This window comes from Rhodoluna sp., assembly GCF_044232805.1.
GTDB lineage: Bacteria > Actinomycetota > Actinomycetes > Actinomycetales > Microbacteriaceae > Rhodoluna.
The window spans coordinates 31,728-43,674 of the sequence record NZ_JBIILG010000008.1 but is presented as its reverse complement, the minus strand read 5'-3'; the positions used below and the strand labels follow the sequence as shown (position 1 = coordinate 43,674).

The 11,947-nt window shown below is 49.5% G+C and carries 10 protein-coding genes; 4 read left to right on the top strand and 6 right to left on the bottom strand.

The window, feature by feature from the left end:
• Positions 1-73: 73 nt before the first annotated feature.
• The 3 genes from AC9UES_RS02510 to AC9UES_RS02500 all read right to left on the bottom strand — a co-directional run bounded on the left by AC9UES_RS02510 (position 74) and on the right by AC9UES_RS02500 (position 1,302).
• On the bottom strand, positions 74-544 hold the full coding sequence (locus AC9UES_RS02510; RefSeq protein WP_509526489.1) for a DUF3817 domain-containing protein: 471 nt from the start codon (positions 542-544) through the stop codon (positions 74-76).
• Positions 545-599: 55 nt separating this feature from the next.
• A complete protein-coding gene (locus tag AC9UES_RS02505) occupies positions 600-806 on the bottom strand; it encodes a hypothetical protein (protein ID WP_509526487.1) in 207 nt (68 codons plus the stop codon).
• 91 nt (positions 807-897) lie between these two features.
• On the bottom strand, positions 898-1,302 hold the full coding sequence (locus AC9UES_RS02500; protein WP_509526485.1) for a DUF1003 domain-containing protein: 405 nt from the start codon (positions 1,300-1,302) through the stop codon (positions 898-900).
• 103 nt (positions 1,303-1,405) lie between these two features.
• On the opposite strand from AC9UES_RS02500, the gene gcvT reads away from it, so the two are divergent.
• The 3 genes from gcvT to gcvP are packed head-to-tail and all read left to right on the top strand — an operon-like array spanning position 1,406 to position 5,750.
• On the top strand, positions 1,406-2,506 hold the full coding sequence (gene gcvT / locus AC9UES_RS02495) for a glycine cleavage system aminomethyltransferase GcvT (RefSeq protein WP_509526482.1): 1,101 nt from the start codon (positions 1,406-1,408) through the stop codon (positions 2,504-2,506).
• Positions 2,507-2,527: 21 nt separating this feature from the next.
• A complete protein-coding gene (gene gcvH / locus AC9UES_RS02490) occupies positions 2,528-2,902 on the top strand; it encodes a glycine cleavage system protein GcvH (RefSeq protein WP_509526480.1) in 375 nt (124 codons plus the stop codon).
• Positions 2,903-2,912: 10 nt separating this feature from the next.
• A complete protein-coding gene (gene gcvP / locus AC9UES_RS02485; protein ID WP_509526478.1) occupies positions 2,913-5,750 on the top strand; it encodes an aminomethyl-transferring glycine dehydrogenase in 2,838 nt (945 codons plus the stop codon).
• Positions 5,751-5,752: 2 nt separating this feature from the next.
• Here the strand turns inward: gcvP and AC9UES_RS02480 are convergent, their stop codons facing one another.
• The 3 genes from AC9UES_RS02480 to AC9UES_RS02470 all read right to left on the bottom strand — a co-directional run bounded on the left by AC9UES_RS02480 (position 5,753) and on the right by AC9UES_RS02470 (position 8,595).
• On the bottom strand, positions 5,753-6,409 hold the full coding sequence (locus tag AC9UES_RS02480; RefSeq protein ID WP_509526475.1) for an aquaporin: 657 nt from the start codon (positions 6,407-6,409) through the stop codon (positions 5,753-5,755).
• Between the two features lie 82 nt (positions 6,410-6,491).
• Entirely contained in the window at positions 6,492-7,535 is a 1,044-nt protein-coding gene (locus AC9UES_RS02475) for an LLM class flavin-dependent oxidoreductase (RefSeq protein WP_509526473.1), read from the bottom strand.
• A 67-nt stretch (positions 7,536-7,602) separates the two neighbouring features.
• A complete protein-coding gene (locus AC9UES_RS02470) occupies positions 7,603-8,595 on the bottom strand; it encodes an alpha/beta fold hydrolase (protein ID WP_509526470.1) in 993 nt (330 codons plus the stop codon).
• 142 nt (positions 8,596-8,737) lie between these two features.
• Between AC9UES_RS02470 and AC9UES_RS02465 the strand changes: the two genes are divergently transcribed.
• Positions 8,738-11,944: an efflux RND transporter permease subunit gene (locus tag AC9UES_RS02465; protein WP_509526467.1), complete on the top strand. Its 3,207-nt coding sequence runs from the start codon at positions 8,738-8,740 to the stop codon at positions 11,942-11,944.
• Positions 11,945-11,947 lie beyond the last annotated feature (3 nt).

The window sequence follows — 11,947 nt, the reverse complement described above, 5'->3', positions numbered from 1 at the left end:
GATAAGTCTATGTTGCCAAAGAATCATTTCTGGCCCAAAGACCTGGGTATCGAAGTAAAAGCTCCTAGGAGCTCTAGTTTCCCCACTCACCAGGGGGGCCGAGCCATAACAACAAGGTAAAGAGGCCAATCACGGAGATAAACAGGGTCAACACCAAAATCACCGGATGGTTGATAAACCACCTGAACAGCTGATCGAATTTAGTCTTATCGAGCGGGTTCGTTGACTTCTCGGTGCGCCATTCACCATCTAGTTGCTTGCGCTTCTCGAGATACTTTTCAAATGGCACGGTCGCAAAAGGAACTATTGCGAGCAGCACGGCAACTGCCCCACGAGCAAGCGGCCAGCGCTGATTCACAGCAACCAAGACTGCTGTGGCGGAGTAGCCAATAAATGCAAAACCGTGGGTGGCACCAGCGATAAAGAACATGTTTGGCGCTAGCCCAATTGTTTCCCTGGCGATGATGGCTGCAATAAGCAAACCCCAGGTCATCATTTCGATAAGTGCAAAGGTTCCGAATATGGATTTAGGAGTTCCGTTCATCCTTCAAGCCTATTGCGGAAACTTGCTAAAGCTTGCAGAGATAAACTCTGGCCTGCTACCTGTTGAAATCGCCTTCGTTCTGGTCGCCTTCTCCACCGGAGCCATAAAAAGTATCCGGATAAGAAGTATTAGGTGAATAACCTTCCGGCCCGGACCGAAAGTCACCTTCGGTCATCGAAGGCCCAGACGCGTTATTGGTATCAACCGGTAGTTTGTAGACCGACGGATCGAAGCTAAAGAATTTCTTAATCCAGTTAAACATCCCCATTTATGCTCCCCCAAAAGCAGTAGTTAATTCTTACCAGAGAAGTTAGCTGGAGCCTCTGACATTTGTTGGGGCGGGTCGTGCCTTGTTATTCCTTGGCTTTTACAGCCTCGTGGACCTCTAGGGTCAGCTTCTCGATTCGTTTGCTTAGCTCATGAACCTCCTTTGTTAGCTCAAGGTTTTCCTGGTCTATTTGGTAGGTGTGAATAGCAAGATCCGAATTGATCTGGTCTTCTCTTTTGGCAGCGATAAGCAAGATTGCTCCCTGTAAGGCAGCGATGCAGGAAAGGATGAGATTCAGCAAGATAAAAGGGAACGGGTCAAAAGAACCATCATTATTGAAATACATCCACAGGGCAAGAAACCCCAGAGCTGAAAACACGAATGGCCAAGAGCCCATTACGTTTCTAACAATATCCGCGGATCGCTGGCCAAAACTCAGTTGGCTCTTTCCATACTTTGCGGTTGCCGGGTGGTTACTCCATTGGGACATTCGAATCTCCTCGCGTTGGGTCGATCTCTTATCAACGCTAGCCCACTAAGCCATAGATTGGCCTCGGGTAAACAGTGCCCTAGCAATGCTTTAGATTAGTCTCATGAAATCCATCCCACTCCGGCAAAAACACGCCAATCTTGGCGCTAGCTTCACCGACTTTGGTGGCTGGGAAATGCCGGTTAGATATAGCTCTGACTTAGCCGAGCACGAAGCGGTAAGAACCAAAGCTGGGCTATTCGATATCTCACACATGGGTGAGATCTTTATCGAAGGCAAAGATGCCGCTAGTTTTCTTGACTACGCCCTTGTTGGAGCAGCTTCAGAGATTGCAATTGGCAGAGCCAAGTACTCTCTAATCTGCAACGAAGCAGGTGGAATCATCGATGACTTGATTGTTTATCGTTTGGCAGAAACTAGCTACCTGGTGGTAGCAAATGCATCGAATAAAGATGTAGTGTTTGGAGCATTTCAAAAGCGAGTTGCTGGTTTTGATACTGAAGTGAGAGACGAAAGCGATTCCTGGGTACTGCTTGCTATTCAAGGACCTAACTCTGTCGAGATTCTTGGAGAAATTACTTCAGCCCCGCTCTCAGACTTGAAGTATTACGCGATCTCGGAGGCGAAAATTGCAGACGTTGACTGCTTGCTGGCTCGAACTGGTTACACCGGAGAAGACGGCTTCGAGATCTATATTCCAGTGGCAGCAGCCGAGAAGGTCTTTGATGCGCTCATGTCTGCTGGTTCCAAGTTTGATCTCATGCCAACGGGCCTTGCCTGCCGAGACACTTTGCGGCTCGAAGCTGGCATGCCTTTGTATGGTCATGAGATGAATGAAAGCGTGAACCCCTACCAAGCTGGTTTTGGCAAGGTAGTTCGCTTAGATAAGCCAGGGGACTTCGTTGGGAAAGCAGCCCTTACTAAACTGGCAGAGTCTGCTCCAAGCCAAGTGCTAGTTGGCCTTGCCGGAGAAGGTAAGAGAGCAGCTAGAGCTGATTACGAAGTTTTCCCAGAAGACTCAGACGTATCAATGGGAGTAATCACCTCTGGAGCACTGTCTCCAACCCTTGGCTATCCAGTAGCCATGGCGATGGTTGGGGCCGATTTTGCTGAAGTTGGGACCTCAGTTAGCGTTGATATCAGGGGAACTAAGGCACCTTACAAAGTAGTAAAACTCCCCTTTTACAAGAGACCAAACAACTAACCAAGCAAAGGAATATGGCTGATGACTAATCGTGAAAGTCTTCACTACACCAAAGAGCACGAGTGGCTGTCAATTGATGGCGATGTGGCCACCGTTGGAATCACCGAATATGCAGCCGAGAAGCTAGGTGACATCGTTTTTGTTGACCTACCCAAGCTTGGTAGCTCAACTACTTATATGAAAATTTGTGGCGAAATTGAATCCACCAAGAGTGTCGGAGAGCTTTACGCCCCAGTAGATGGTGAAATAGTGGCAGTAAATGACAGCGTCACCGCAACACCGGAACTAGTAAACCAGGACCCTATGGGTGCCGGATGGTTGATCAAGATCAAATTCACAGAATTACCTGCTTTGCTAACCCATGAAGAATACGCTCAACTAACCAACGAGGGGTAACTACCAACAAATGCTTCCTGAGCACAAAGATTTCAAGTACCGTCACATCGGTCCTACCCCTCAAGAACAATCTGAGATGCTCAAGCAGCTTGGCTACTCATCGCTCGACGAGCTAATGGCAACCGCGCTGCCTCAAGCCATCCAGTTCAAGGGTGATGGAAAACTTCCTGATCCCTTGTCTGAATCAGACACCCTAAAAGCCCTTCGTGCTCACGCAAACAACAACAAAGTCACCACAAGCTTGATTGGTCAGGGTTACTACGGAACCCTCACTCCTTCAGTGATCAAGCGCAACGTTTTAGAAAACCCTTCCTGGTACACCGCATACACTCCCTACCAGCCAGAAATTTCTCAGGGGCGCCTAGAAGCAATCATTAACTTCCAGACCATGGTCAACGACCTAACTGGCATGAAGACCTCCAACGCATCAATGCTGGATGAGTCAACTGCTGCGGCAGAAGCGATGCTTCTTGCAAGAAGAGGATCTTCTAGCCCAAGCAACGTTTTCTACGTTGACAACGACTGCTTCCCACAGACCAAAGCTCTTTTGGAGCACAGAGCAACCCCGGTTGGAATTGAAATTGCATACTTTGACGCAGCCAAGGGTGCAGCGGGTCTAACCGGTGAATTCTTTGGTGTTTTGGTTCAGTACCCAGGCTCTTCTGGCAACCTAACCGATCTAAAGCCAATTTTTGCTGCAGCCAAAAAAGTCTCTGCGCTTTCGGTTGCCGTTGCCGACCTACTAGCGCTGTGTTTAATTGAATCACCAGGAAGTGCCGGAGCCGACATCTCTGTTGGAACCACTCAGCGCTTTGGAGTTCCAATGGGCTTTGGAGGTCCTCACGCAGGTTACCTTGCTGTTCGTGATGATCTTGAGCGCTCAATGCCAGGAAGACTTGTTGGAGTATCCGTTGATGCCGATGGCGCACCCGCCTACCGACTAACGCTGCAAACCCGTGAGCAGCACATCCGCCGGGAGCGCGCAACTTCTAACATCTGTACCGCGCAGGTTCTACTCGCTGTTATGGCTGGCATGTACGCGGTGTACCACGGTCCAAAGGGACTTCGCTCTATTGCACTCGATGTTCACCAAAAGACTCTTGCCCTTGCCGATGCTCTCAAAAAAGCTGGGCTAAGCGTTTCCCCGAACGAGTTCTTTGACACCTTCCAGGTGACTGTTCCAAGTTCAAAAACAGTTTATGAAGCCGCTAGAAAACAAGACATCACGATGTTGGTTCTAGATGAGAAAACTGTTGGCATTTCTATCGATGAAACCATCGATGGGGAAATGCTCAACAAGATTGCAGCCGCCTTCGGGGCTGGCAAAGTTGACTATGTCTTCAACGCTTCTGCTGCCAGCAAGCTAGGCACACTTGCTCGCAAAGATGAGTACCTGACCCATAAGGTTTTCAACTCTCATCACTCCGAAACGGGAATGCTTCGTTACCTAAAGCGCCTAGCGGATTACGACTACGCACTTGACCGCGGAATGATTCCACTTGGCTCATGCACCATGAAGCTGAATTCAACCACCGAGATGGAAGCTGTCACCTGGCCAGAGTTTGGCAACATGCACCCATTTGCGCCTAAAGAAGATGTCGCAGGGTATCTGAATCTAATCGAAGAGCTAACTGGCTGGCTCTGTGACGTAACCGGTTACGATGCTGTTTCGCTTCAGCCAAACGCCGGAAGCCAGGGAGAACTAGCTGGCCTTATGGCCATCCGCGGTTACCACCACTCTCGTGGTGATCAGCAGCGTGAGGTGTGCTTGATTCCTTCCTCTGCCCACGGAACCAACGCAGCATCTGCAATCTTGGCGGGTATGAAAGTGGTTGTTGTTGCCTGCGACGAGTTGGGCAACGTAGACCTAGAAGACATCAAGCAAAAAATTGCCGAAGCTGGCGACAAGCTTTCCGCTTTGATGGTTACCTACCCGTCGACCCACGGTGTTTACGAAGAAGCTATCGCTGACATTTGCGACATGGTTCATGCCGCAGGTGGTCAGGTTTACATCGATGGCGCAAACACCAACGCTGTAGTTGGCTATGCCAAGTTTGGTCTTTTGGGTGGCGACGTATCGCACCTAAACCTACACAAGACCTTCTGTATCCCTCACGGTGGCGGTGGTCCAGGTGTTGGTCCAGTAGCAGCTAGAGCTCACTTAGCTCCCTTCTTGCCAGGTCACTCATTGGCTCAGATAGAACTTCCTAACTTTGGCCCTATCTCTGGAGCACCATTTGGTTCGGCTTCGATTTTGCCTATTTCATGGGCATACATTCGCATGATGGGAAACCAGAGCTTGCGCGATGCAACATCGGTTGCTGTTTTGTCAGCCAACTACGTGGCTCTAAAGCTAAAAGATCACTTCCCTCTGCTTTATACCGGTAACGCAGGCTTGATCGCCCACGAGTGTGTTATCGACATTCGTGGAATCACAAAAGATACCGGCGTGAGCGTTGACGACGTAGCAAAGAGATTGATTGACTACGGTTTCCACGCGCCAACCATGAGCTTCCCGGTTTCTGGAACTCTCATGATCGAGCCAACCGAGTCAGAGCCCAAGCCAGAGGTAGATCGTTTTATCCAGGCAATGATTGCAATCAAGAATGAAATCAACCAGCTTGGCGCTGGCACCTGGAGCGCTGAAGACAACCCACTTCGCCAAGCGCCACATACCGCAAAGATTTTGACCGAAGAGTGGAACCACCCATACTCGAGGGAGTTAGCCGTGTACCCCGTGAAGTCACAGCACCTTTGGAAGTACTGGCCAAAGGTCAGACGTGTTGACTCGGTTTATGGAGATCGTAACTTGGTGTGCTCTTGCCCACCACCGGAAGCTTTCGCCTAAAACTATTTTTTGGACTTAGCAAATACTTTTGCTAGAACTATTCCGAGCGCTGCACCAAGTAGCTGCGCAATTACAAAACTTGGAACCGACAGGGCTCCGATTCCGGCAAAGCTATCAGTAAAAATTCTTCCAACCGTCACGGCAGGGTTGGCAAATGATGTCGAAGAAGTAAAGAAGTATGCGGAACCAATCCAGGCTGGAACTGCAACGGGAATCAGGTCGGCACGCTTGGATTGAATCAAATTGAGAATGATAAAAACTAGTCCTGCGGTAGCGACAACCTCACCAATAGCTGTGCCCTCGCTAGCCATCCCCTTACTCGAAACCTGAATTGCTGCAGAGCCGAACATAACGTTTGCCAGGATTGCTCCTGAAATAGCGCCAGCGAATTGCGCGGCAAGATATGGGGCGACTCTTGGAGCTTTAAATCTCTGGTTGATAGCCAAAGCCATCGAAACAACTGGATTGAAATGGGCTCCGCTTACTGGGCCAAGAGTGAGGATTAGCAAACCAAGAGCCAAAGCTGTAGATAGCGCGTTGGCAATGAGGGCAACTAGTAGATCGCCCGAGAGATTACTACCCATGATTCCGGAGCCAACTATGGCTGTAACAAGAAGAGCTGTTCCTAGAAACTCTGCGAATAATGCCTTGAAATTCATGCTGTCCCTAACTAAGTGTCTAACTGGTCAGTATTTAGGCTAGCTCAGCAGGCGTAAATGTCTTGCTAGCGACAAGCTTGACTTATTTACTGGCTAATGACTCAGCAAGGATTTGCTTCACCATAGGAACAACTTCGGTTCCTAATAGTTCAATTGAGCTCATCAGCTTGGAGTGGGGCATGGGTCCAGTTGAGTACTTGAGGTCAAAGCGGTTAGCCCCAACTGACTGAAGCGCGTAAGCGATTTTTTTGGCGACAGTCTCAGCAGAACCCACATACAAGCTGCCGTTATGGACCTCATTCAAGTAGTGATCTTTAGTCATCGGTCCCCAACCTCGTTCTTGGCCGATTCGACCAAAACTTGACTGGTAGCTTGGCCAGAGTTCTTCAATAGCCTGCTCGTCGGTTTTTGCAACGTGACCTGGTGAGTGAATAGAAATCTGACGAACTTCGTTACCAAAGTGTTCCATCTGCTCGTGATACAACTTTGCGTAGGGATAGAACCTTGCAGGATCTCCCCCGATAATTGCTAATGCCAGATTGGCATTTAGCCTCGCAGCGCGAATCACGCTTTCTGGAGAACCACCAACCCCCACTCGAAGAGGAATCTGGCCGCGCTCGGTTTTTGGATACACCTCTTGGTTTACAAGTGGCGGCCTAATTGACCCCGACCAGTTCACTGGTCCTTCTTTAAGTAGCTCAACTAGCATTTCTAGTTTCTGTTCGAACAATTCTGCGTAGTTTGAAAGCTCGTAGCCAAAAAGTGGGAAAGATTCGGTGAAAGATCCTCTGCCCGCGGTTATCTCGGCACGTCCATTTGATAGACCATCCAAGGTTGCAAATCTTTGGTAAACCCGAATTGGGTCTTCAGGGGACAAAACTGTCACACCAGAACCCAGGGTGATTGTGTTGGTTTTTGTCGCTATCCCAGCAAGAACAGTGTCTGGTGCAGTAACTGCGAAGTCATCGCGGTGGTGCTCGCCGATGTTGAAGTTATCTAGCCCGACTTGCTCGGCTAGCACCGCCTCCTCGACTACGTTTCGAATGACTTGTCCAGCTGTTTCAGACGTGCCGTCGTCTTTTAGGGTCATGTCCCCGAAGGTGTCTAGCCCAAACCTAATTTTCAATGCCTAGTTTCCCTTTTCTCGTCTTCTGCTTTGAGGTCAACCAATTGGTAGCCAGTTTGTTCCCAAACTAGTTAGAAAGGCTGTTCCAGTAGTCATCGATTGCCTGCATGGTCTCTACCGGGTTTTCTTCCTGAGCTAGGTGGCCAGATTTGGGGATAACAACGAGGCTTGAGCCCCCGATCATGGTTGCGAGCGCCTCGGTATCAGCGGTTGCCACCACAACGTCGGTATCGCCAGTAATAAGAAGTGTTGGAATCTTGATCTCGGATAACCGGTCTTTGACATCAAAGCTTCGCGGGGCTCGGTTGAATTCCCAGAAGCCTTCTTCCCAGCCGATGATTTCCAGCGGGGCTCGATAACCTGCTTTGATTTCATCGGTGATCTTCGATTTATCGAACCAAGACCTATCCAGTAAATCCATGCCACTGGAGGCTATCGAGGAAACAAGGAGCGGACCTAGGTGATCTAATTGCGGGATGCTGAATATCCAGTTGAATCCAGAAGGTGATCCCCCGGTGCTGAGTATCGCAGGCGAAATTAAAATAAGACCGGTAATAGCACCTGGGTTATCCACCACATACTGCGCTGCTTGGGTTCCGCCAGCTGAGTGACCAACAAGGAACACCTCTCTATTGCTTGCATACTCTGCGATTAGCTCATCAAGAATTAGGTCGTTACCTGCTGATCCGTATGGGTTCTCACCTTTCCAGCTACTTGGTCTTTGCGTAAAGCCAAAGCCTGGGCGGTCATAAGCGATGACCTCTCCGTAAGCACTTAGTGGCTCGGTGACAAAGCGATAGGAAAAGGTATTAGCCCCAAAGCCGTGCAGCAAGATAAACACCGGTGGGTTACCGCAGTCACTTTCTTGCTGGCAATCAAACTCGGTTACTTCCGTGTAAACATCAATCCCTAAAGCTTTAGTGAAGCTCGTTGCCGACGAAGCAGCTTCCTGATAGGTCTTGGTTCCACTGGTTTCAACAGGAATCAAGAAGGGCACAATAAGCGCTGCGACAAGCAGCCCAAGCAGCACTCGAGAAAGGATCTTGAGAGCTTTTTTCATCCCCTAAGCCTACGCCCGAGCCCTCAGCACAAGGCAAGTTACTGGGAAGTGCCTGAGAGCTTGGGTAAAGCTTTTGCTACCTTGCCCGATAGGTGGTTTGCTTAGTAGGTACAAAAACCCACCACTTATTTAGGGGACAACCTTGTTTAGACTCTCGACCGTTTCACTTGCCAACCGCTCAGTTGTGGGGCTTTTGACCATAATCCTCACAGTGGCTGGGCTAATCTCCCTCGGTTCGCTAAAGCAAGAACTACTCCCTTCTTTTGAAGTGCCACAGGCTTCTATCGTTACTACTTACCCAGGTGCCTCTCCTGAGGTAGTCGATGCCCAAGTTTCTTCCATCATCGAAGACGAGGCCAGGATTCTAAAGAACCTGGTGAATGTCACATCGACGTCTCGAGCTAACGTCTCGGTTGTTCGCGTGGAATTTGATTTTGGTGTTTCAACCGCTCAGGTTGAAGAAGAACTTAACCGCGTGGTGGCTAATGTTCAGGATTCACTTCCTGCAGATGTTGAGCCAAGAGTTATCTCAGGATCTTTTGATAGCGTGCCGATTATTGTCTTGTCAGTTGCCTCAACAACCGGTGATAACGAAGCTATTTCTGAAGTTTTGGAAGACATCGCTGTTCCGATTTTGTCCCAAGTTCCTGGCATTCAAGAAATCACGGTAGCCGGAGGAAAAAAGAAGCAGATCACCTTGGATCTACGAACCAGCGTACTTTTGGCCAATGGTTTATCTCAAACCTCGATAACTGATGCTCTTAGGGCTAATGGCTTTATCCTTCCCGCCGGATCAATCACTGACACCGAAGGCGAACTTCAGATTGAAATTGGAACCAACGTCAACTCTGTTGAAGATTTTGAGAATCTTCCTTTGGTTGCATCGGCTACCTCATTTGCACAACTACCTGGTGGCCTAACTGGAGCTACCACCACCCCGAGAATTCTCACCATCGGCGAAGTTGCCGAAGTAACTTACGACTACGAGCCGGTTACTTCTATATCTAGAACCAATGGACTTGATTCCCTGGGAATCCAGGTCACCAAGACCCAAGAAGGTAACACGGTTGCAATTTCAAACGGTGTTGAAGCAAAAATTGACGAACTGGTGGAAAAACTAGGTGGCGATGTTGAAATCACCACTGTTTTTGATCAGGGACCATTCGTTGAAAAACAGCTTGAGAACCTAAGCATTGAAGGTTCTCTTGGACTTACCTTCGCAATTTTGATCATCTTGATCTTCTTGGCTTCCATTCGATCGACCTTGGTCACAGCTATCTCGATTCCGACCTCCTTGCTTGTCACCTTTATCGGTCTATGGGTCTCTGGCTACAGCCTGAACCTATTTACCCTGAGCGCGCTAACCATTGCAGTTGGTCGAGTCGTGGACGACTCGATTGTGGTCATTGAAAACATCAATAGGCACCTGTCCTATGGCGAACCCAAGAAGCGCGCCATTATCGACGCCGTAAAAGAGGTGGCTGGAGCAATTACCTCAGCTACCATCACTACCGTTGCGGTGTTCCTGCCGGTTGCCCTGGTTGGAGGAATTGTTGGAGAGCTCTTTAGGCCATTTAGCTTCAGCTTCACAATCGCCCTGCTGGCTTCCCTGGTGGTTTCTCTAACCATCGTTCCAGTGCTTGCCTACTGGTTCCTAAAAGCCCCTGTCAGCGAAGAGCAGAGCCTAAAAGAATCTGCCAAGACAGCAGCTACCCGCATGGAGAAAGCTCGCAAGCGTGAGGAAGAAAAAGAAAAGCGCAGCTGGTTACAGCGCGGTTACATTCCTGTTCTAACAAAGACCCAAGCAAAGCCGGGACTCACTCTGGTTGCAGCCGGTGCAATTTTGTTGTTCACCTTCTCACTTGTTCCGCAGCTAAAAACCGACTTCATAGGTGACTTTGGTGGAGACACCTTCGTGGTTCGTCAAGAACTGCCTGCTGGAAGCACCTTCGAGCAGCGCGACGAAGCGTCCAAGATTGTTGAGGATCTAATTCTCGAACAAGAAGGCGTTGAGACGGTTCTTGCAACCTTTGGCGGAAGAGCCGATGGTCGCGTGAACTTTGGTGGCAACACTAACGCGACCACTATTCAAGTTTCCGTCAGTAAAGACGCCGACAACGTTGCAATCCAAGCTGCTGTCCAGGCCGAGTTTGATTCTCGTGATGACATTGGTGAAGTAACCCTTCCTCAAGGTGGTGGTGGCTTTGGTGGTTCCGGAACAATCGACATCAAGCTCTCTGCTACTAGCGACGATGCTTTGTTTGCAGCGGTTGAAGAGGTCCGTTTAGGGATGCTCGATGTTGAAGGCATCTCCGATATCTCCTCTTCGCTTTCTGAGCAACAGCGAACCCTGAAGATAACTGTTGATCGTGTGGCGGCTGCAAAAGCCGGCTTAACTGAGATTCAGGTTTCGGGTATTGTTGCGGCCACTCTAAGACCTGGTTCGATGGGCGATGTCAACATCGAGAACGAAGCGACTCCGATATTCATCGTTCAAGAGAACTCTCCAGCAACTCTTGAGGAGATTCGCGACATAAGAATCCCAACAAGAACCGGTGTTATCTCCCTTGACAGCATCGCTGACATCCAGGAGGTTCAGGCACCGGTAGCTATCACCAGCGAAAAAGGTGACCGGGTAGCTACCATTTCGCTAACTCCTGACTCTGATGACCTGGGAGCCGTCACTAGAGCGGTTACGGAAGCGCTTGATGCTGTTGAGCTACCAGTTGGTGCAACTGCCAACATCGGTGGAGTCTCTGCCGACCAGGCTGAGTCCTTTGGTCAGCTAGGGCTAGCTTTGCTAGCAGCGGTAGCCATTGTGTACCTAGTTATGGTTGCCACCTTCAGTAGCTTGGTGCAGCCATTGATCTTGTTGATATCGATTCCATTTGCTGCAACCGGCGCGCTGGGCCTTCTGCTAATTACAGACACTCCACTGGGTGTTCCAGCGCTTATTGGAATGCTGCTTCTGGTTGGTGTGGTGGTCACAAACGCCATTGTGCTTATTGACCTAATAAACCAATACCGAAAGCAGGGCAAGTCGATTCAGCAGTCGATCATGGATGGCTCAAGGCAGCGCCTGCGCCCTATTTTGATGACCGCGCTAGCAACAATATTTGCGCTTTCCCCGCTAGCTTTTGGAATCACCGGTGGGGGATTCATTAGCCAGCCTTTGGCAATCGTTGTTATCGGTGGATTAGTTTCCTCGACAGTACTGACCCTGGTTATTGTTCCAGTGCTTTACTGGCTCATCGAAGGAAGAGCTGAGCGAAAGTTGCTAAAGGCTAAAGCTAAAGGAAAGCGCAAGCCAAAGGCAAAGCCAAGAAAGCGCCTAGCGCTTAAACGCTAAGCT